Origin of the sequence: Paenibacillus sp. Y412MC10, assembly GCF_000024685.1 — a bacterium.
GTDB classification, from domain to species: Bacteria; Bacillota; Bacilli; order Paenibacillales; family Paenibacillaceae; genus Paenibacillus_AQ; species Paenibacillus_AQ lautus_A.
Map to the genome: position 1 here is coordinate 4,859,209 of NC_013406.1, position 21,042 is coordinate 4,880,250.

General features: G+C 51.7%; 17 protein-coding genes. 7 read left to right on the forward strand and 10 right to left on the reverse strand.

Going from position 1 to position 21,042, the window contains the following annotated elements:
* Position 1: 1 nt before the first annotated feature.
* Positions 2-739 (reverse strand): glycerophosphodiester phosphodiesterase, encoded by a 738-nt coding sequence (locus GYMC10_RS21115; protein WP_015736396.1) that lies wholly within the window; start codon positions 737-739, stop codon positions 2-4.
* 223 nt (positions 740-962) lie between these two features.
* Here GYMC10_RS21115 and GYMC10_RS21120 point away from each other — a divergent pair, with 223 nt between their 5' ends.
* Together GYMC10_RS21120 and GYMC10_RS21125 are read left to right on the forward strand one after the other, a co-directional pair.
* Entirely contained in the window at positions 963-1,427 is a 465-nt protein-coding gene (locus GYMC10_RS21120; protein WP_015736397.1) for a MarR family winged helix-turn-helix transcriptional regulator, read from the forward strand.
* Entirely contained in the window at positions 1,420-2,658 is a 1,239-nt protein-coding gene (locus GYMC10_RS21125) for an MFS transporter (protein ID WP_015736398.1), read from the forward strand. Before GYMC10_RS21120 ends, GYMC10_RS21125 begins: the two co-directional genes overlap by 8 nt.
* Before the next feature lie 124 nt (positions 2,659-2,782).
* Here GYMC10_RS21125 and GYMC10_RS21130 read toward each other — a convergent pair whose 3' ends face one another.
* The 5 genes from GYMC10_RS21130 to GYMC10_RS21150 all read right to left on the reverse strand — a co-directional run bounded on the left by GYMC10_RS21130 (position 2,783) and on the right by GYMC10_RS21150 (position 10,665).
* Positions 2,783-4,087, reverse strand: a complete 1,305-nt coding sequence (locus GYMC10_RS21130) for an MFS transporter (RefSeq protein ID WP_313958349.1) — start codon at positions 4,085-4,087, stop codon at positions 2,783-2,785.
* Positions 4,088-4,172: 85 nt separating this feature from the next.
* On the reverse strand, positions 4,173-5,876 hold the full coding sequence (locus GYMC10_RS21135) for a methyl-accepting chemotaxis protein (RefSeq protein WP_036664013.1): 1,704 nt from the start codon (positions 5,874-5,876) through the stop codon (positions 4,173-4,175).
* Positions 5,877-6,188: 312 nt separating this feature from the next.
* Positions 6,189-8,519, reverse strand: coding sequence for an RNA polymerase recycling motor HelD (gene helD / locus GYMC10_RS21140; protein ID WP_015736401.1), 2,331 nt, complete (start codon positions 8,517-8,519; stop codon positions 6,189-6,191).
* Positions 8,520-8,812: 293 nt separating this feature from the next.
* Positions 8,813-9,871 (reverse strand): FUSC family protein, encoded by a 1,059-nt coding sequence (locus GYMC10_RS21145; RefSeq protein ID WP_015736402.1) that lies wholly within the window; start codon positions 9,869-9,871, stop codon positions 8,813-8,815.
* Between the two features lie 107 nt (positions 9,872-9,978).
* Positions 9,979-10,665, reverse strand: coding sequence for a phosphatase PAP2 family protein (locus GYMC10_RS21150; protein WP_015736403.1), 687 nt, complete (start codon positions 10,663-10,665; stop codon positions 9,979-9,981).
* Positions 10,666-10,850: 185 nt separating this feature from the next.
* Here GYMC10_RS21150 and GYMC10_RS21155 point away from each other — a divergent pair, with 185 nt between their 5' ends.
* Positions 10,851-11,495: an SDR family oxidoreductase gene (locus GYMC10_RS21155; protein WP_036664020.1), complete on the forward strand. Its 645-nt coding sequence runs from the start codon at positions 10,851-10,853 to the stop codon at positions 11,493-11,495.
* A gap of 168 nt (positions 11,496-11,663) precedes the next feature.
* Here GYMC10_RS21155 and mnmH read toward each other — a convergent pair whose 3' ends face one another.
* Both mnmH and selD read right to left on the reverse strand, forming a co-directional pair.
* Positions 11,664-12,716: a tRNA 2-selenouridine(34) synthase MnmH gene (gene mnmH / locus GYMC10_RS21160; protein WP_015736405.1), complete on the reverse strand. Its 1,053-nt coding sequence runs from the start codon at positions 12,714-12,716 to the stop codon at positions 11,664-11,666.
* Between the two features lie 45 nt (positions 12,717-12,761).
* Positions 12,762-13,817 carry a selenide, water dikinase SelD gene (selD, locus tag GYMC10_RS21165; RefSeq protein ID WP_015736406.1) on the reverse strand — a complete coding sequence of 352 codons (1,056 nt, stop codon included), beginning with the start codon at positions 13,815-13,817 and terminating at the stop codon, positions 12,762-12,764.
* A 293-nt stretch (positions 13,818-14,110) separates the two neighbouring features.
* On the opposite strand from selD, the gene GYMC10_RS21170 reads away from it, so the two are divergent.
* From GYMC10_RS21170 to GYMC10_RS21185, 4 genes are all read left to right on the forward strand, one after another.
* The gene (locus tag GYMC10_RS21170; RefSeq protein ID WP_015736407.1) at positions 14,111-15,181 is read left to right on the forward strand and encodes a permease; all 1,071 of its coding nucleotides are present in this window, start codon (positions 14,111-14,113) and stop codon (positions 15,179-15,181) included.
* A gap of 130 nt (positions 15,182-15,311) precedes the next feature.
* Positions 15,312-16,484: a peptidyl-prolyl cis-trans isomerase gene (locus tag GYMC10_RS21175; protein ID WP_015736408.1), complete on the forward strand. Its 1,173-nt coding sequence runs from the start codon at positions 15,312-15,314 to the stop codon at positions 16,482-16,484.
* A gap of 151 nt (positions 16,485-16,635) precedes the next feature.
* Positions 16,636-16,980: a LytTR family transcriptional regulator DNA-binding domain-containing protein gene (locus GYMC10_RS21180; RefSeq protein WP_009590070.1), complete on the forward strand. Its 345-nt coding sequence runs from the start codon at positions 16,636-16,638 to the stop codon at positions 16,978-16,980.
* 200 nt (positions 16,981-17,180) lie between these two features.
* Positions 17,181-18,002 (forward strand): TIGR02206 family membrane protein, encoded by an 822-nt coding sequence (locus GYMC10_RS21185; RefSeq protein ID WP_015736409.1) that lies wholly within the window; start codon positions 17,181-17,183, stop codon positions 18,000-18,002.
* Positions 18,003-18,100: 98 nt separating this feature from the next.
* On the opposite strand, the gene GYMC10_RS21190 is transcribed toward GYMC10_RS21185, so the two are convergent.
* Together GYMC10_RS21190 and GYMC10_RS21195 are read right to left on the reverse strand one after the other, a co-directional pair.
* The gene (locus GYMC10_RS21190) at positions 18,101-19,093 is read right to left on the reverse strand and encodes an aldose 1-epimerase (RefSeq protein WP_015736410.1); all 993 of its coding nucleotides are present in this window, start codon (positions 19,091-19,093) and stop codon (positions 18,101-18,103) included.
* A 113-nt stretch (positions 19,094-19,206) separates the two neighbouring features.
* On the reverse strand, positions 19,207-20,937 hold the full coding sequence (locus GYMC10_RS21195; RefSeq protein WP_015736411.1) for a glycerol-3-phosphate dehydrogenase/oxidase: 1,731 nt from the start codon (positions 20,935-20,937) through the stop codon (positions 19,207-19,209).
* Positions 20,938-21,042 lie beyond the last annotated feature (105 nt).

The window sequence follows — 21,042 nt, forward strand, 5'->3', positions numbered from 1 at the left end:
GTCACGCTCCCTTGGTTTGCAGCAGTCCGTTCAGCACATCCGGATAATCCGTAATGATGCCCGCAACGCCCGCATCCATCAACTCTTTCATCCGTCCCTCGTCATTCACGGTCCACGGATGATAGACGACGCCATGCTGCTTCGCTTCCGTTACCCACTCCGGCAGAACCGCCCGATGGTATGCGTGCAGGGCATCCGCTTTAGCCAATTTGGCGTATTCCCACGGCTGGTACAGCCCTTCGCCATACAGCAGCCCGGTGCGAATTTCCGGATCAATATGTTTGCATTCCACCAGGGAATAATGATTGAAGCTCGAAATGACGATTTGCTCCGCCATATTGTAATGCCTTACAGCCTCAATCACGCGCTTTTCCAGCTCAGGATATTGGATCGTTCCGTTCTTCAGCTCGATATTAACAATCGTGCCGCGGTTTTGCGTTAATTCCAGCAGTTCTTCCAGCAGCGGAATCCGTTCGCCTTGGAAATCGGCACCAAACCATGAGCCTGCGTCCAGCTTGGCCAGCTCGTCGTATGTATAATCCTTGACAAGCCCCTCGGCCCCCGTCGTGCGGGCGACACTCTCGTCATGGATCAATACCAGCTTTCCGTCCTTCGTCATTTGGACGTCGGTTTCGATCCCGGTAGCTCCCTGCTCCAAGCCTTTGGCAAAGGCAGCCATCGTATTCTCGGGGCATATGGCCGATGACCCGCGGTGTGCGAAATTGATCAATTGTGACATTTGTACTTCCTCCTGAGTGATTAAGTTTTGGTTTTGTACTATAAATATAGCTCGCAAATGTTAGAGCTATGTTATCATTCCATTTTTCATATTCCACATCGGTTGATGAAACCCTGTCATGTCCTAATTAATTTTTCAAATGGTTTGACCGATTTGCATGTTAGACATATAATTGTTTAGACAAGTATTTTTGAAAACTTGAAATGAAAGGTGTGACTTCTTCTTGAAAATACCTAAACGCAACCCTTCCATCGGTTTTCATCTGGGTTACACCTATCGGCGCGCATCCCAATTGTTTGCTAATGCCCTGAAGCCCTATGACATCACCCCCGAGCAATGGCTGGTTCTGTACCACATCGGCGAGCACGAGGGGCTGAATCAGAAGGAAGTTGCCGCCAAAGCGGACAAAGACCAGCCCACGACAACCCGTATTCTGGACCTGCTCGAGAAAAAAGGATACACTCGCAAATCCGTATCGGTTAACGACCGGAGAGCTTTTCAGCTCTTTTTGACAGATACAGGCAAGGAACTGATTGAAGCGACTACAGCCATCGAAAGTCAATGCGGAAGCCAATTAATCGAGGGCATTGACGAGAAGCAATTGGAGATGTTCTGGGACACACTCTCACGCATCAATGCCAACATACACAACTTACACAACAACAGGAGAGATGTTCCACATGAATGATATCAACACGAAACAACCGCTATGGACCAAAGAATTCATCACGTTGATGGTCAGCAACCTTTTTTTGTTCCTGACCCTGCAGATGATGCTGACCACGCTGCCCGCATACGCCAAGGAGGCGTTCACGGCAAGCCCCTTGCAGGTGAGCCTCATAACCAGCCTGTTCGCCTTTAGTGCGATCGCTTCCCGCTTCGTATCAAGCAAAGCGCTGGAAAAAGGAAAGCTGAGGCTGCTGCTGTACGTCGGGCTGCTGATTTCCCTGGCAGCCACGCTCGGTTATTACTGGGCGAGCGGCATAGCCTTCCTGCTGCTGATGCGCATATTGTTCGGCATCGGCTTTGGCATGACAAGCACCTCGTTTCCAACCATGGCATCGGATGTCATTCCAATCAAACGCTTGGGCGAGGGCATGGGGTATTTCGGGCTATCCACTACGCTTGCCATGTCGATCGGTCCCATGATCGGCTTGACGCTGCTGCAAAGCGGCGGTTTCACTCCGCTCGTGTTCATCACGGTCATCATCAACCTTCTGATCTTCCCTCTCGCCTACCTCCTGACATCAAGAGCGGCTAAACGGAACGCAGAGCGCCCTGCAGCGGTTCAACCCCGAGTTGAGGATAAACCGAAGGGCTCCTTCAACAAAAAACTGATCCTTCCCAGCATCCTCAACTTTTTGATGTCGATTACGTACGGCGGACTGCTGAGCTTCATGGCATTGTTTGGAGCGGAGGCTCACCTCCGGAATCCCCAGTATTTTTTCTTGTTCAACGCCATTGCCATCATTCTCGTACGGCCGTTCTCCGGCAGAATTTATGACCGGTATGGACATAAGGCGCTTGTTATACCCGCTGCGATTCTGATGGTATCCGGCTTGCTCCTGCTTACCTTCGCCACATCGACGGGATCCATGCTGTTATCGGCGCTGTGCTACGGCATAGGCTTTGGGGCGATGCAACCGTCCATCCAGACCTGGATGATTCAGGAGGTTCATCCGCTGCAGCGCGGCATGGCCAACGGCATGTTCTTCAACTCCCTGGATTTCGGAGTGGCCATCGGCTCGATCGCGCTCGGCGCCATCGCCAAATCCACATCCTATGCCATCATGTACCGATACTCGGCGATTTCGCTCGTGCTGTTGATCCTGATTTATATCATCATGCAGGCAGCCGGCAAGTCGCGTTCCAAATCCACCACGGCAGTCGAGGACACCGAGGCTACCGTCGCAGGTTAACGAACAAAGCGATAACGAAAAAGCTTCGTCAGCCGGAATGCACGAAAGCAGGGATGATGCTTAGCCACAAGGAAAGGGATCGCCCAGCCAAACTGACCCGGCATATGAGAAAAGGTCTTGTCCATTATTTATGGACAAGACCTTTCTTTTTCAATCCTTGCGGTTTCTTGAAATCGACCCGGTATGAATTCCCTCCGGAATCGTCTTCTTTTGCCTCCGGTTTCACCGCGAATAACGTGAGCAGGCCGCCTACAGCCGCAACGGCTGCCAGCGTGCCAAACATCACCCAGTGGTTCGCGCCCAGCAGGAGAGAAACGACCGGCGGCCCCAGCGATACCCCGATAAAACGCATGCTGCTGTAAAGCGAGGTGATGGTGCCGCGCTGCTCCTTCTCCACGCCTTCCGTCAGCAGCGTATCCATGCACGGCAGCACCATGCCGATCCCGATACCGCCAAGCGTCATCATTCCGACAACAAAATAGATCTGTTCGCTAAAGCCGGTGACGATCAGGGAAGCCGTCAAAATAACCATGCCGGCGAAACCGGTCCACTTCTTTGCCGCTTTGTTTTTGCCCGTAAATTTACCGGCTAAATAAGAAGATAGGCATAATAAAGCCAGCGGAATTGCAAGCACCAATCCTTTTACTACGCCATGTAATTTGTAAGTGCTTTCCAGCGTCTCCGACAAATAAAAAAGAACGCCGAATACACCAAACATTGCGATGCCGCCGATGGCGAATATCGCATACAACCATCTTCCCTTCTCATGCAAAACCCCCTTGGTCGTTTTCAAAAACTCACGCAGGGATTGTTTATCATTGTTATTCGACTTTGGCGTCTTCACCAGAAAAATGACGAGCACGAGTGAAATCAGGCATAGAATCGGAATCGATATAAAGGGCAAGAACCAGATGAAGCTTCCCAGCAGCGCACCCAATATCGGACTGACAACCTTACCGAACGTGTTGGAGGTTTCAATGATTCCCAGGCTTTTGCTAACCTCTTCTTCCTCTTTGAACATGTCGCCGACAAGCGGGATGACGATCGGGAAGGCCCCCGCTGCGCCGATTCCCTGTAGAAAACGGCCGGCTAATATGACATAATACGCCCCTGTCCCGCTTAGCAGCCAGGCAGCTACCGCGGACACGGCTCCGCCTAACGCCGCAATAATCAAACTCGGGATGATGATCTTCTTTCTTCCATACCGATCCGACAAGTACCCGGCGATCGGAATCAGCAAGATGGCTACAACAGCATACACCGTTATCAGCATACTCACTTTGAAGGAGCTGATCCCCAAAACTTTGGAAATTTGCGGCAAAATGGGAATCAGCATGGAATTGCCTAACGTCATGATGAGTGGTATGGATGCTAGGGCAACCAGATCCCATTTCTTGTTTTCCATGAGAGAAGACCACCTTTGCGTTATCTGTCATCCATATTGTAGGTTCTTTCGCCCAGAATATGCATGACGGCAAGGTGGCCGTTTTTTCCCATATGCAATTTTTCCTTAATTATACTTTAAATCCGGACATCAACTGACGAAGCTTGCCAGACATCACGTTAAGATCTTCAACGGAATTTGTGATTTCTTCCATGGACGCCAGCTGCTCTTCCGTTGCGGCACTGACGCTTTGCGTACCGCCTGCCGTCGTCTCCGTAACCTCCTGGATTCGACGGATCGCGTGAACGAGCTCCCCAGCTCCCGAATTCATCTGTTCGGTTGCAGCGGTGACGCTTTGAATCTGCCCGTTCAATTCGCCGACCGACTGCTCGATTTCCTTAAAGGCTCGCTCGGCTCCTTGCGCCACGTTCATGCCTTCGGTTACTTCCCGGGTTCCCTGTTCCATCACGCCAGCCAGATTCACGATGTCTTGCTGCAGCTCGTGAACGAACTGTCTGATTTCGACGGAGGAGTTCGATGCCTGATCAGCCAAATTCCGGACCTCTGCGGCGACGACCGCAAAACCTCTGCCATGCTCGCCAGCCCGAGCGGCCTCAATGGAGGCATTCAAGGCAAGCAGTGAGGTCTGCTCCGCAATTTCGATGATGATCTGTCCCATCGCCCCGATGTTGGAGGCCTTCTCTCCGAGCGCACGCACGGATTGCGCAGATTGGTCCACGCTGGTACGGATGCCTTCCATCTGGGTTAGCGTATGTACAAGTGCCTGTTCCCCTTCAGCCGCAAGCTTGTTCGCCGCTGCCGCCAGCCCGGAAACGTCTTGGGCTGCAAGCGCGATATGCTTCATGCCTTCCGCCATATCCGTAACGGTCGCCGTCGTTTCCTCCGTATCCTGCAGCTGGTTCTCTACCCCGGCAGCCAGCTCTTCCATAATCCCGGACGTTTGGTGGGAGGCTTGACGGATTTCCTCTGTCGTCGAATGCAGCGTCGAAGCAGCGATACCCACTTTACCTGCAGTATCCTGCACTTGGACGACCAGCTCCCTGAAGCCATCGACCAATTTATTATAAGCATCGGCTACATCCCTGATTTCATCTTTCGTTGTAATGTGTAATCGGGTAACCAGATCACCCCCGCCTTCGGCAATCTTCAGAAGCTGACTGCTCATCTGGTTCAACGGACGGATCGAGCGGGTCAGGAGATAGCCCTGTATGGCAAAATAAACGACGGCGGCCGCTCCGATCAGCATGATGATCAAATTCTGAAACCGGCTGCTGGCCGCAATCTGATCAGCCTGCTTCGCCAGGGTTTCATTTTTATGTACCGTAAACTTTGCGATCAGCTCGCTAAATGACTTGCGCACTTCCCGCTCCTTGTTAAAGGCAGCTTCGTACACCCGGAAAGGGACCGCCTTGTAAAAACCGGTGTCATACCCCAATTTGTTCAATACCTCGGCTATGGCCTCGGAGTATACGACATAACCGGCTTCAATCTCGTTAAATACCTTCTGGTCTTCTTCTGCCGTCATTAAGCCTTTGGTTTCGGCCATGAGTTTGACGACGGACTCCTGTTTCGATTTCAATGAATCTGCAAAGGTCGAATCCCCGGTCAATAAGTAGCCCCGCTCATCATTGGAAACGCCAGTCAACAGGGTCTCCAATTGCGTCAGGTTATAAATGACCTTCTGGTCCTCTTCAATAATCTTGCTAAACCTCTTCTCCGTCATATTCGATGTGATAAACGCAATGATTACGATAACCGCCGTAACCGTCGCAAGTATCGTAGACGAAAGAATTAATTTTGTTTTTATCTTCATCCGCAAGCACCCGACCTTTGATATAAGTAATATACCCCCATTCCTTTTTTCGTCAAATTTGTGTCAAGAGTGAATAGGCAGGACTACCGTGAAATCGCTTAAATCGAAAATAATTGAAAAAATTTTATTAATCACCGGTCAAATGTTGATAATTTTTGGATAACTCCCTCCTTATGGTATAACAAATGCCATAAATTTCTTATAATGATACATTCCATTTTTTACCTCCGTTATGAAAACGGGTTTGATTTTCATATAGACATCATGCAAAAAGAGGCCGGCCTGAGACGGGCTCAGGCAGACCTCTTTCCTTTAAGCTTGACCGGAGATAAAGTGACTCTTCTCCCCGATATGATAGACATGCAGTTTATGCATGGCACGCGTACATGCCGTGTAGAACAGCTTACGATCGGTTTCCCGGTGGTACACGTCCTCGGCGCCGTTATAGATAATCACCGCGTCAAACTCCACGCCTTTGGCCAAGTAGGCGGGAACCACCAGCGTTCCCTTTTCGAAGGCCGGCGTGGTTTTGGTGATTAAGCGGGCGGAGATATCCGCCGACAGCTGCTGATGTACGCGCCTGCTCTCCTCTTCTGTCCGGCAGATCACCGCAACGTATTGGAATCCCTGCTCATGAAGCTCGCGAATATCGGATACGATCGCGCCATGCAGTTCTTCTTCATCGTTCACCCGAACGACTCGAGGAGCTTCCCCTTGCCGGTTGAAAGGAACGATCCGCTCCCCGCCAGGTATCATTTGTCGCGTGAAGTTTACGATTTCATACGTCGACCGGTAGCTTTGGGTCAGATTAATGACCTCCGTATCCTCTTTGCCATACAGACTCACCAGATTCTCCAAGCTTCCGAGTGCCTCTCCATGAGCATAAATGGCTTGGTTGAGGTCCCCCAGCACCGTCATTTTGGCCCGCGGGAACAAACGCTTCAGGAACTCCAGCTGAAATGCGGAATAATCCTGAACTTCATCGACGATGACATGGCGTATCGACGTATTCGTACGGAACCCTTGCAGCAGTTCCTTCAGATAGAGAAACGGCGTGGCGTCTTCGTAAAGCAATGCTTTGTCGTCCAGGGACGCAACGGTAAGATTGCATATTTCATCCCAATGTTCCGGGAGCGTCTCCAAATTTCCCGCCGCCCGGCGGAATAAGGATTCGTCCGTGTACAATTTACGGTACATGCCCTTGACGTCCACATACCGGAACCGCTTGATCCAACGCCGAAGCGGCTTGAGCCGGCTGCTGACCACCATTTTCGCAAGGACGTCTTTTTCCTTATCGAAATCGTCAAACGTGTCTGCCTTCCGGTTTTGCTTGCGTCTCATCGTTTGAAAGGCCCGTTGGTAATCTTCCGTATCCAGCAGCTGGATTTGCTCTTCTACCCACGGGGCATCTTTCTCGGTCTGGGCAAACTCCGACAGGCGCTTAAGCATCCATTCCTTCATCAGATCAATGCGGCCAGCGAGCTTAACCGCCGAATCATAGCCATAGAACTGCGACGCCATCTCCTCCGAGCTGACAATCACCTTCCCCTGGAATACGACCGGCTTAAAGAGCATGCCTCCCTTTTCCAGCAGCTCCTTGTATCGTCTGATGGTGTCCAGATAAGCCCCCGAGGATTTATACGATATGCTCTCCAAGCGTGCCCGGTAACGCGGCGAATCATCCGCATTCAACAGGGTTTCCGTTTGCGTGAACACGTCTTCGAGATCGAACTCCTTACCGAGCCGGTGCTCCAGATAGGACTGGAAGGTCGTCTGCTGCATATTGTCCTCGCCGAGCTCGGGAAGCACCGTGGACACATAGCTGTTGAACAGCGGATTCGGGGAGAACAGGATCATCTGGTCGGCCCGGAGCGTCTCCCGGTACTTGTACAGCAGATAAGCGACCCTTTGCAGTGCCGCCGAGGTCTTTCCGCTTCCGGCAGCCCCCTGCACGATCAGCATGCGGGTTTTGTCATTTCGGATGACCGCGTTTTGTTCCTTCTGAATCGTAGCCACGATACTCTTCATGCGGTCATCCGCACTATGGCTAAGCACCTGCTGCAGCAGTTCATCTCCGATGGTCACGCCGGTATCGAACAGCACCTTGATCTCGCCGTTATGGATGACGAATTGGCGCTTAAGCAGCATTTCGCCCTTGACCGTACCCGAAGGCGTCTCATATTGGGCAGGGCCCGGCGCACCGTCGTAATACAAGCTCGAGATCGGTGCCCGCCAGTCGTAAACCAGAAACGTCTCCATCTTTTCGTCCAAAAAAGAACCTGTTCCCAAATAAATGGTTTCCGTCTCCGCAGTTCCATCCTCCTGAAAGTCAATGCGTCCGAAGTATGGGGATTCCACCAGCTTCCTGTACTTTTTAAGCAGCTTGCTGGACTGCAGATGAGCATGCTCGCGTTCGGCGAGCACCTGCGATTGCTGTCTCAGGTTGGTGGACGTTTCGCCCAAATCGTCCGGGTTGCTGAAGTTTACCGTAACTTCGTCCCAGAAGTCCTTCCGCATGTCAATGACGACTTCACGGATATCGCCGACGCTTGCTTCCAGCTGGGATATTTTATTTCCGATTTTTGCTGTTACTTCCGTTACCCGCGCCTGTTCCTCTTTCCAATCTTGATCGCTGATAGCCATTTGTTCATCCCCCTAATCTACCGGTTGACAGCGTTGGTTAATCGTGATAAAATACAATTGTGATATTCTAACCACATATCAATAATTTAATGACAAAGCATTGTTAATTATAGCAAGCTGCCGTACATAATTCAACATGAAATTTCAGTAACCGACCCGCCGGGGCGGTTTTTTTTATGTTCATATACCATACCATTCCCGAGCCTCAAATGCCAAACTTGCTGCTTGCTGAGATGTATAAAAACAGCCGATCAAATGTGAAATCTTGATCGGCATCCTCATGGCGAGCTCCCTTATTTTCGCAGCCACGAGAACATGGCATCCTCTTGCTCCTTATCATCCACGACTCGGCTGATTTGATCCGCCACCCGATTCAACCGGTCAAGCTGATAGCCGTAGTCGTACATGGAGGCGGCCACCACCGCCAGCCGGAGTCCGCCGGGATTTGAGCCGGGCCCGCACATCACCTGCTCCATGAAAGCTTCATTGTTCTCCGCCATGGTCTCGGCCTCATCCTCGTTCGGCTTAAGTTTATCTTCGAATTTCCACAAAATATGCTCATGGTACTTCATTAACCGCTCCAGATTGTGATCAAACTGTTCGTCGATTTCATCGGATCGATCCGCCTGGAAATAGTGGTTCTCCACCGCATCCAGCACTTCATACCCCTTGCGAAGGGATTGGAGCAGCTGCTTATACACCACGAGCTGTCTTGCTTGACTGTATTTCGCCCGCTTCAGCTTCTTCTGCTCTTCCTCAAACAAATTGTATTTGTCGGACAACGATTTGATGGCCGATTCCAGTTCTTTCTTCTCCGCACGGTAGACCGAATCCTTCATTTCATGGGAGATCGCCGTGCGCAGCAGCAGCGACATTTTGCCAAATACAATATGAATCCGCGTGATGTACTGTTCCTTCGGTTTCGGTGGAAACACAAGAATATTGATGAGGAATGCAGATATGATGCCGATAATCGTCAGAATAAAGCGATTGAGGGCAAAGTCCCATTGTCCGGAAGCTTCCATCACGGATATAACCGTAACAAGCGTAAGTCCGATGGTCTCGCCCATTTTCAGCTTCATGCAAATCATGATCACTAGAATACAGACCAAACCGACGGAAATCGGTTGATTCGATAAAAAATACCCTCCGAGCATGGCCAGAATCGCACCGAGCGTACTGGTCTGCAGCTGGTCCAGAAAATATCTCCACGACCTGTATATCGATGGCTGCATCGCGAAAATCGCGGCGATGGCGGCTACGACAGGTGATTTAAAGTCAAACAGCATGGCTAAATAAAGAGCCAGCGTCACGGCTAGGCCGGTTTTGAACATTCTTGCTCCAAACGCCACGGACAGCCCTCCTTACGCAACCCAATTTCACGTCTAAGCCTACACACCATGATACATACTCCTCCGTTTGAACCGCTATTACATGAATTACCCTTACGCTTCCAATGTTATGCAGTTTCTTCATTGACATCATCCGGGTTGGCCCGCTTCCCCATCCTTTTCTCGTAAGATCGGATCACGAACCCAAGCCAAGCGCAAGAAGCCAGATATCCGCCAATGATATCGCTCGGGTAATGGACGCCGAGATAGATTCGACTAAGTCCGATGCTTAGAATCATCACGATGGAAACGGCAATCAACGTCCCTCTCCCCGCTCTGCTGTCAATATGTCTCCACAACAAGTAAGCGAGCACGCTGTAGAACGAGAAGGCCCCCATCGAATGGCCGCTGGGATAGCTGTATCCCGTAATTTCAATCAGGCGGTTGATGTCCGGCCTTGCACGTTGAAACACCCATTTTAATAATAAATTCAGAATAGATGAACCGAAGACGACCACAATAAGGAGAAGAATCTCCTTGCGGTGGCCCAGAATCCAATATAGCACGGCGATCACGATCAGGCTTAACACGATCACCGGTCCGATGGAGCCTATGAACGACAGCCCGATGGCAATATCCGTAAGCAGCGGATGTTCAAGGGCTTGTACCGTCGTAATGATCGCCAAATCAAGCGCTGCCAGGCTTTCCCGCTTTACCAGCGCCGCCAGAATGACAAATCCGATGAAGCTGATCATCGATATGAGGAATATCCAGCGTTGTCTTCCTGAAGCAGGGTATATCTTCTCTCCGCTCAACTTTCTGTTCTCCTTTGACCTTGTTTCGAAACCGTGCGATTTGGTGAAAACAAGATAATATCATTTTCCTGTCATAAAGGAAAGTCCCAAAGGGATTACATGACAAATATCCCGTAGTCTATGTCAAAATCGCAGGGATTACTCTTTACGAGAATATATACCCAAAAGAAAAGGAGCATGTCATGATGAAGGTTCTAGTAGCCGGCGCGAACGGCCAGATTGGCAAACAGCTTACGTTTCTCCTGCATGAGCATGATGCCTATAGCGTAAAAGCCATGGTTCGGAGGGAGGAGCAGGCAGCCTATTATCGAGAAGCGGGAATAGAGTGCGTTATCGCGAATTTGGAAGGATCGGTCAAGGAACTGGCGGAAGCAGCACGAGATTGCCAGGCAGTGGTTTTCACGGCTGGTTCTGGCGGAGCTACCGGATACGACAAAACGCTGCTGATCGATCTGGACGGAGCCGTCAAGATGGTCGAAGCTGCCGAAGAGGCGAAGGTCCCGCGCTTTGTGATGATTAGCGCGATTGGGGCCCATCATCGAGAATCTTGGAACGGGGACATCAAACCGTATTATGCCGCCAAGCATTACGCGGATCGAATGCTTCGTCACAGCAGCCTCTCCTATACGATCATTCGTCCGGGAGGACTTTTGAATGAGCCTGGTACCGGCCGCATTACGGCTGCGGAGAATATCAAGGGCGGCTCGATTCCGCGCGAGGATGTGGCGAAAACGATCTTGTTGGCGCTGGACGAAGAACATACCTTCCGGCGTTCCTTCGACCTGATTTCAGGCGAAACGCCTATCTCGGAAGCTCTATCGTCACTCTAAGAGCATTTCATATTCAAAAGCAAAATCGCCCCTCAAGCAAAAGCGATACCTTCGTATCTGCTAATGCTTAAGGGGCGATCTGTCGTTCTATTCGAATCAGGACCGGATCGCAAAATAAAGAGACATAATGGAACTCCTTCTCGTTACGCACTCAACCGATCCTGGCATTTACGCGCCTGTCTTGTGCAGCATTCGGCTTCGCAGTATGTCTTTTACGGCATCCACCGCTTCTTCTACCCGATCTACCGCCACAACGATAGGAGCGTTGTCCTCATATTGACTGAAGGAGTAATTATATTTGGGATCATAATAATGCTCAAGCAGCAGCTGTATTCCCTGAGCATACCTTCCCTCCTCCAAAGACTTGCCAATTTCCGCGGCGATCGGAGTGTGGATTCGGTTCTTGATTAATTGAAAGGCCGCCAAATATTGCTCTTTATAAGCCGCAGGGTTGTAATCCTCCAGTATCTGGCGAACACGCTCCGCCATCGGCAATTCCAACACGATGGCAACGCCCGACTCCTTCTTCTTCATTAGGAAATCGGGAACGACGATTTTGCCGATCCGTTTGCTCTCGGCCTCAAATAACAAATAAGGCGAATTTTCCAATTGCTTCAGCCGTTCAACCAATTCCGCATCGAAAGTCTTCTGATTGTTGGACTGCAGGCCGATATGCCCGAAGATCGAGCCGCGGTGGCCTGCGAGCCCTTCCAGGTCCACGACGGGGTAGCCTTCCTGCTGAAGCTGCCTTAGCACTGCCGTCTTGCCCGTACCCGTCAATCCGTGAAGAACAAACGCTTCCGCATCCAGACTCTTCTGCTCAAGCGTATCCAGCACATACTTCCGGTAAGCCTTAATCCCACCCGTAATCCGATTGACATGGATATCCATCAGGGACAGCACCGTTGCAGCCGTCCGGCTGCGCATGCCGCCGCGCCAGCAATAGACCGCCTTATCTCCTTCGATCTCTTTGAACTGCTTCACGAAGCTGGGTAGCTTGGCCGACATGATGGCGAGCCCCCGCTCTTTGGCCGCATCCACGCTCACCTGCTTGTAAATCGTCCCGATCTCCGCCCGTTCTTCATCATTGAAGACCGGAATGTTCAGACTCCCCGGAATGGTGGAGTCCTTGTATTCCGAAGGGGAACGGACATCAATCAAAGTAATCTTCTTGCTGTTTTGCAGTTCCAATAATTCTTTCACGGTGATGTCTTGAAACATGTCTGTTCGCTCCTTTATGGTTACACAAACAAAACCCGGCTCATGTTACGCCTCAACGACAATGCGATTCGGATGGTCATGTACGACTTCTCCGATTCTGCCGGCTTCCAGCCCGGCTTGGCGAAGCTCCGCCAGTAATGCTTCGGCCTGCGAGCCGTCAACGGCAATGAGCAGTCCCCCTGACGTCACGGCATCGCACAATATCCATTTATCGATCTGGTCCATGCTATCCGGGAAATCCACGTCGTCCTTCACGTGTTCATAATTGTTTTTGGTGCCGCCCGGAATGACGCCTCCGTCGGCCATTTCCCGAACCCTTTCCAGAATGGGAACGGAAGGCTTGGAAATCCGGATGCCCGTGCCGCTGCCTTTGGCCATTTCGAGCGCATGGCCAAGGAGACCGAACCCCGTCACGTCGGTGCAGGCATGCACATCATAAGGCTCCATCGTCTCGGCAGCCGTTTTGTTCAGTGCCGCCATGACGGCCGTAACGCGGCGAATCTCTTCTTCACTTAACAGATCCTTCTTGATGGAACTCGTCAGGATGCCCACGCCAATCGGCTTCGTCAGAATCAAGGCATCGCCCGGCTTGGCTCCGGCATTGGTTCTTACCCGGTCCGGGTGCACGGTCCCCGTTACGGCAAGGCCGAATTTCGGCTCTTTGTCATCAATGGAGTGTCCGCCAACCAGGGTAACCCCCGCTTCCTTCAATTTATCTCCTGCACCTCTCAAAATATCCGTCAAGACCTGCTTGTCCAGCGTCGATATCGGGAATGCTACGATATTCAAGGCGGTCAGCGGTTTGCCGCCCATGGCATAGATATCGCTGATGGCATTCGCCGCGGCCACCTGACCGAAATCATAAGGGTCATCCACGATCGGCGTAAAGAAATCGACGGTCTGCACCATGGCCAGATCATCCGTGAGACGGTATACGCCCGCATCATCGCTGGTATCCAGACCAACCAATAAATTAGGATTCGGCTCGGCTTGCGGAAGCTTGCGGATGACCTGTGCCAGATCGGCAGGTCCGATCTTACAGCCGCAGCCTCCTTTGGAGGAATACGAGGTTAGTTTTATTTTGTCCGATTGACTCATCATGGGTCTTCCCTTCGTCTTAAGAGTGATTTTAGGCAAAGCACATGCAACAACCCCGGCGTGGATGCTTGGATAACGTCTCATCTACACCGGGGATCATCTGATATTCATCCGTTTAGCTAACACTTGTTCAAGCACACAATATCTATATTATATGAAATCGGCTGCTTCAAGTCTAACGGTCTTCCTATTTCTTGCAATTACCGGGAATATCTTTCTGCAACCTGCCGACAATGTGATATACTATTTGATTGGATATGTAAATCATTTCACGATACATCGGGGGAATACAGATTATGAATCACTCAAGCGACGGTGGAAGGGCCTTGAATCATACGGATCGCAGAAGAACCGTCTGGCTCATCACCATCTTCGTCATCATAGCAGCAACAGGCCTTACCTACGTGAAGTGGTGGCCTTACTACGATAAAGCGCTCAAAGCTATTATGGAGCACAGCATCGGCTCTTCCATATTAGGCATGGACCCTGGCGATGCCGCCCCTTCTTGGCAGGCAGCCTGGAATTATGCGCTCACCTATTTTAAAGCGGTTTGGAAAGCGGCGGTGCTCGGCATTCTGCTCGGGACTCTGGTCCAGTCGCTGCTGCCATCCCAATGGCTGCTTCGGGTCCTTGGCAAAACGACCTTCGGCAGCACGGCGATTGGAGGAATCGCCTCCATTCCGGGCATGATGTGCTCCTGCTGCGCCGCACCGATCGCGATCGGTCTGCGCAAGAAAAAGGTGTCGGTCGGCTCTGCTCTCGCGTTCTGGATCGGCAATCCAACCATCAATCCGGCGACGCTCGTCTTCATGACCTTTGTTTTATCATGGAAATTCACCGTGCTGCGATTGATCTTCGGCATCCTGCTAACCTTCGGCGTCAGCTACCTGGCAAACCGCTTCGCCAAGGAAGCGGATCCCGTGGAGATCGATGCGCCTCAGAGCACGGATCAAACCGATGAGCGTCCGCTGTGGAAACGCTGGTTAACCAGCATCGGGCAGATGCTGGTTCGGGTGGTCCCGGCTTACTTTATAGCCGTGCTGCTCCTTGGCGCCATGCAGGCATGGATGTTCCCGCATTTGGGAGCGGCAGCGGGGAACACGCTCTTGGCCGTCATCTTCTTCTCCGTGATGGGAATGCTGTTCGTCATTCCGACCGCGGCGGAAATCCCGATCATCCAGGCTTTTATGGCAGCAGGCCTGGGGGCGGGTCCGGCCGCGGCGCTGCTTCTGACACTGCCGGCTGTCAGTCTTCCGTCTCTGCTTATGGTGAGGCGTTCATTCCCTAAAAGAGTTTTGTGGTTTGTTACTGCCTCCGTCGTCCTGCTTGGGATTCTTTGCGGCGTGGCGGGAATGCTGATTCTGTAGGCAGGAACCACTTTTCGTTTATATTTTCAATTTTTATTTTTTCTTAAGGTAAACCGTAGGCTTATCTGGTAAAGTGATAAAAGAATGAACAACTCATTATTATATGCAGTCGAAGGGAGTCAATCATTACATGAAAGATAACGATTTGCAGCCAAACCATCCGGGACAGCCCGAGGATGATCAGGGACAAGCCCAAGAGAAAGAGAATAACCAACAAGATCAAGGCGGCTTGCCTCATGAAGAAGAAAGAATAGATTCCACCTATCCGGAGTCCGACGAGCTGTACAAGGATGAGAACGAACACCCAGCCGTTATGCATTCGGGAGATCAACCGCATTACGATGAACAGCCACCTGCAGATGGCGGCGGCAACGGAAGCAAAGGCTGGATGATCGCGTCGCTGGTTTTGGCGGCTGCCTTAATCGTCGTCCTGATCGTACCTCCGTTTGCCAAGGGATCCGGCAATGAAGCTATAGCTAAAGTCAACGACGTTAACATTACCAAGGATAATCTGTACGATGAGCTTGTCAGCGTAGGCGGCAAACAAACGCTGAATTCCATGATCACGGAGGAATTGATCCAGCAGGAACTGAAGAACAAGTCCATTACGGTGACCGATGCCGATGTGAATAAAGAAGTGGATGCGCTGAAGGCCTCCTTCCCTTCCGAGGAACAATTCAATATGGCTCTGCAGCAAAACGGCATGACGCTCGACAACCTGAAGGAGCAGACCAAAACCCAGGTTGAGCTTAAAAAGCTGATGGCCGACAAAATCAAGGTAACCGACGAAGAAGTCAAAGAAGTGTATGACCAAAACAAAGAAAGCTTCGCAACGCCTGAGCAGGTTCGCGCTTCCCACATCCTGGTTGAGACCAAGGAAGAAGCCGAAGCCATCGTGAAGCAGCTGAAGGAAGGCGCTGACTTCGCAACGATTGCTAAAGAGAAAAACCAGGATGCAACCAAGGATACCGGCGGCGACCTGAATTTCTTCGGACGCGGCGAAATGGACCCCGCATTTGAAGAAGCGGCGTTCAAACTGAAGAAAGATGAAATCAGCGAACCGGTGAAGAGCTCCTTCGGATACCACATCATCAAGGTTACCGATCGTAAGGAAGCAACGAATCCTACCTTGGAAGACAAGAAGGAAGAAATCCGCAGCCAGCTTGAGAACCAGAAGGTCTATGCCGAATCCACAGCCTACATTCAAGAGCTGAAGGATAAAGCTACCATCACGAATACCCTGGAAGAAGCTCCTGCTGAAGCTCCAGCAGAAGCACCGGCAGATGCTACAGAGACACCTTAACACCTGCTGCACCTTGAACACCAGGCAAAGCCCCTACCCTCGCGGGACGGGGCTTTTTTTCATGCAAAATAAAAAGTTCTTTAAACCCCAAGCAAAACATGTTAGAATGTAAGCGTTATCAAATGTTGATCTTGGAAAAGGGGGAAGCAGAATGATGAAGCACGTATCGGAATCCCGCAACATGTATGAGGACTTCGTGGTGGAGACAGACATTCTGTTCTTTAAAACCGGATCGCACGGTTTGGTCAGCTTTCACGGCAGGAACTATAATATTAAAAAGAGAATGACTGCCGAAAAAATCGCATCCCTGCTGTCCGGTAAACAGTTCTATCATGTCGGCGGCAACTGCTACGTCAACGTAGACAAAATAACTACGGTAGAGCAAGGCATCGTTTATTTCGGGGAAAAGGCGCCTTCCGCTAAACATCTTCGAATTCCCAGATGGAAGCAGGAATCGCTGAAGCGCCTGGTTGCTGAAGTCAAACAGCCGGTTTAAGCGAGCAGCGGCGTATACCTTGAATCTGGCGCAGGACAAGAGAAGATCCCGTATCCGTTACATTCGGAGGCGGGATCTTCTTGCGTTGGCATGATTTTAGCAGACTTTTTGTTCTTGGCGTCTGTTCTACATAGATACATTAGCGACGCGGACGATTTCCTTCCCAAACGCGCTTCGGGTATATATGAATAACCCACATTATGGTAATATCGAATAAAATCTTATGTACATTCAAAAAGGAGTGGTCATGCATCGAATCTTATTTTGATCCGCAATACCCGGAAGCGTTTGCTGCCTTTTCCGTTGAACATTGGATAGCCATTGGCATATGCATCATCCTTGGCCTGCTGCTGTACCTGTTCAGGACTGCCATCGCCTCCAAGCCTTCTCTGCAAAAGACCGTAAGATGGGGCCTGCTCGCTGCCCTTGCGTTGCCAGAAGCTTCCCTTCATGTCTGGTATGTGTCAACGGGAATATGGGATCCAGCCACTTCGCTTCCCTTGGAGTTGTGCAGTCTGACCCTGTTCCTCTCCATCGCCATCCTGCTTACGGATAAACGCCGCTTATACCCGCTGGTTTACTTTGCGGGAATCGGGGGAGCCCTGCAAGCTGTATTAACCCCTAATTTGGGATACCCTTTTCCGCACTTCCGGTTCTTTCATTTCTTTGTTGTCCATATCGCGATCATCATGACGGCATTGTATATGACATGGGTTCGGGGGTACCGTCCCACCTGGAAATCCATCGCCTGGACGATGGTCTTTCTTAACGTGTCCGCACTTTTAGTCGGTCTGGTCAACCTCGCTGTCGGTTCGAACTATATGTTCCTGATGCGCAAGCCGGATACGGCTTCGCTGCTCGATCTGCTGGGGCCGCATCCCGTTTATATTGTTGTAGAAGAACTTATCGCGTTATCGCTGTTCATCCTCATGCATGTCGCCTTCTTCGTCATCCCGGATCGGATGAGGCGCAGCCGCCGACGCAAACACGAGCCGGCTTCCTTGTCTTCGACAGGCGGTTGAACAAGGCATCATACAAACATAAAGCGTATGGATCGTTAACACCCCTGTCGTTTCGGGTGCTTCCATCCATACGCTTTTTTAAGGAAGGGGCCCTTCCCCTAATTCTTAAGATACAAACGGGAGCTTGCCTCCCAAATCTCGCCCGGCGCCAAACCGAACAACCCGATCTCGTCCGCAGGCAAGTCCGTGTTCGGTGCATTAACCAGGTTGATCTGCGGTTCAGGACAGAAAAATTTGCGGGACGCCTTGCTGTTCCATACCATCCACTGCTTATACGAGTTGCCGACATCGTAAACGAATGTTTTGCCTAGCTTGGTATCCGTCAGCTCCATGCGGTTTCTGCCGTTTTGCGGAACGGCCGTATAATGGTTGTCCATCGAATCGAAATAGGGATTCACGCCGCTCGTGCGAAGCAGCTTTTCTTCTGCCGTCAGCGCTTGGAACTTGCCGGTCGGCAGCATCCGGTCGCTCATCTCCCACCGCTCGCCAATGGTGATTCTCACGACGCAATCATCCGCCGTGCTTTCCGGGGCAAAGGGAGCATTGATCGCCGTATGGAAGGCTAGCAGGCACGGCATGCTGCTGGTACCCTGATTCCGTATAAACACATGCTGGGCCAAGCCGTCCTGATTCAGCGTGTAGCGAAGCCGGAAGGTGAAGTGATGCGGAAGCATGGCGTACACCGGATGATGCTCGTCAACCGTGACGGAGACCACCACATAACTCTCGGTCTCGCTGCTGCCATAATCCTCGACACTCCAAGGGGTCGTATGTAAAAAACCATGGAGGTGATTGCCCGTCTCTTCTTCATTTACCGGGAGTTGATAGGTTTGTCCGTTCCAAGGAAACCGTCCGTCCTCATATCGGTTAGGCGGAAAGAGAACAGGAATGCCGTGAACGCCCGGACTGGCTTTGAACGCTTCCATTTCGTTCTCTTCTGGCTCGCGCAGGAACCGGTAACCGCTTACGTTATCCCTGAAAGCGATGAGATTGCCTCCGATTTCAGGCAATATCGCCGCTTCATAAGGGCCATGCTGGAGCCAAACCGCGCGCTCTCCCTGATACGATCCTTCATACGCTTTGTGGTTCATCGGGTGATCTCTCCTCTCAAGTGTGAACGTATATAGATTATCATACCAGTGCCCTTACTTCTATATGTTCGGGGTAGACGGGCTGACCCATCCCCCCTCTCACGGCCGGCCGGTTAAGACGAAAGTTTGGCCTTTGAAGCATTTGGCGGAATCGGAGCCTGGGCCGGCGATTCGTTAGCGGCCGGCTGCGCGGCCGAAGCCAGCTCCTCATCCAGTTCCCTGGTGTACTCGGTTCTCTGCTGTTCGCTCCAGCCCAGTACGGTAGCCATATAATTGATCACGGGCACCTTCCATTTTCTCGTCCAGTCGATATGAAACAAGAGAGACCCCGTGCGGCGGATAAAAAAGTCGGCCGGCTTCGATGCCATCTCATGCTTGATGGCATACATCAGCGGAACCAATACCGACACCGGAAGCGCCGACGCCTCCGCCTGATCGGAGCCTTCCTTGGCCAAGCGGAACAATTCCGCTGCGTTTGAGCCGTACATTCGCGCCCAGTGCTCGGCAAGCTTACGGTCAATTCCTTGCGCCGCGCCGATCTCCGTCTGCTTGCGGACAAAATCCGGGAATTGGCTGGAACCGCCAACCTGACCGCCGGAAATCGGCAGATTTTTCGTTACGCTGGCGCCATATGCCTTCCCGCCGCTTTCTTGAATCCGTTTCGCTACCAGGTCAACGACGGTGTCCGCCATTTTCCGATACCCGGTCAGCTTCCCTCCCGCAATGGTGATCAGGCCGGAGGGGGATTCCCAAATTTCATCCTTGCGGGAAATTTCGGACGGGCTCTTGCCTTCCTCCAGAATCAGAGGCCGGACCCCGGCCCATCCCGATTCAACGTCTGCCGGACTTAGCTTTACGCCCGGAAACATGTAATGGATGGCCTTCAAAATATAATCCCGGTCTTCCACCGTGATCAAGGGACGTACGGGATCCGCCTTATAAACCGTGTCGGTTGTGCCGACATAGGTCTTCCCGTCCCGGGGAATGGCAAACACCATCCTGCCGTCGGGCGTATCGAAGTAGACCGCCTGGCGAAGCGGGAACCTGGATTGGTCGATGACCAGATGAACCCCTTTGGTCAGCTGAAGCATTTTTCCCTTCCTGGACTTATCCATTTCGCGCACTTGGTCCACCCAAGGCCCGGCCGCATTTACGATTTTGGTGCCGGAGACGGACTTCACAGCGCCGCCGAGCATATCCCTTACCGTAACCCCGGTAATCCGCCCATTCGCATCATAATTCAGCGACTCCGCCTTGGCGTAGTTAAACAGAACCGCCCCTCTTGCTGCTGCCTCCTTCATGACCTCCAGCGTCAGCCTGGCGTCGTCCGTCCGGTATTCCACGTAATAGCCGCCGCCCTTCAGGCCCTCCTGCTTCAGAAGCGGCTCCCGCTTTAACGTCTCGGAGGCGGACAGCATGGATCGCCGTTCTCCCCGCTTCACGCCGGCCAGGAAATCATACACCATTAAACCGATGGAGGTACTAAACTTCCCGAAGGTGCCGCCCTGGTGTATCGGCAGCAGCATCCATTCCGGGGTCGTTACGTGCGGCCCGTTCTCGTACACCACGGCCCGTTCTTTGCCTACCTCCGCCACCATGCCGACTTCAAACTGCTTCAAATACCGCAGCCCGCCATGCACCAGCTTGGTGGAACGGCTGCTCGTTCCCGCCGCAAAATCCTGCATTTCCACCAGCAGCACCGACATGCCGCGCGTGACCGCATCCAGTGCAATCCCCGCACCGGTGATTCCGCCGCCGATCACGATCAGATCGTAGGTGCCCTCTGCTATTCTTTGAAATCGATGCCCGCGGTCCAAACTTGAAAACGACTGTGACTGCTCCACATTGAATCCCTCCCAGTATGCTTTACCCTGTTTTTATCTATCGTTACCTTCCCCATGAAAAAAGACAGCAAAAAAGAGACCACGAACACGCGGTAACAACCCCAT

Bases quoted from the DNA above. Each gene is read 5' to 3' on its own strand.
- GYMC10_RS21125 (WP_015736398.1), top strand. From the start codon at position 1,420: ATGAATGATATCAACACGAAACAACCGCTATGGACCAAAGAATTCATC.
- GYMC10_RS21115 (WP_015736396.1), bottom strand. From the start codon at position 739: ATGTCACAATTGATCAATTTCGCACACCGCGGGTCATCGGCCATATGC.
- helD (WP_015736401.1), bottom strand. From the start codon at position 8,519: ATGGCTATCAGCGATCAAGATTGGAAAGAGGAACAGGCGCGGGTAACG.
- GYMC10_RS21185 (WP_015736409.1), top strand. From the start codon at position 17,181: ATGGTAATATCGAATAAAATCTTATGTACATTCAAAAAGGAGTGGTCA.
- GYMC10_RS21190 (WP_015736410.1), bottom strand. From the start codon at position 19,093: ATGAACCACAAAGCGTATGAAGGATCGTATCAGGGAGAGCGCGCGGTT.
- GYMC10_RS21170 (WP_015736407.1), top strand. From the start codon at position 14,111: ATGAATCACTCAAGCGACGGTGGAAGGGCCTTGAATCATACGGATCGC.
- GYMC10_RS21175 (WP_015736408.1), top strand. From the start codon at position 15,312: ATGAAAGATAACGATTTGCAGCCAAACCATCCGGGACAGCCCGAGGAT.
- GYMC10_RS21180 (WP_009590070.1), top strand. From the start codon at position 16,636: ATGATGAAGCACGTATCGGAATCCCGCAACATGTATGAGGACTTCGTG.
- mnmH (WP_015736405.1), bottom strand. From the start codon at position 12,716: ATGTTTCAAGACATCACCGTGAAAGAATTATTGGAACTGCAAAACAGC.
- selD (WP_015736406.1), bottom strand. From the start codon at position 13,817: ATGATGAGTCAATCGGACAAAATAAAACTAACCTCGTATTCCTCCAAA.
- GYMC10_RS21155 (WP_036664020.1), top strand. From the start codon at position 10,851: ATGAAGGTTCTAGTAGCCGGCGCGAACGGCCAGATTGGCAAACAGCTT.
- GYMC10_RS21135 (WP_036664013.1), bottom strand. From the start codon at position 5,876: ATGAAGATAAAAACAAAATTAATTCTTTCGTCTACGATACTTGCGACG.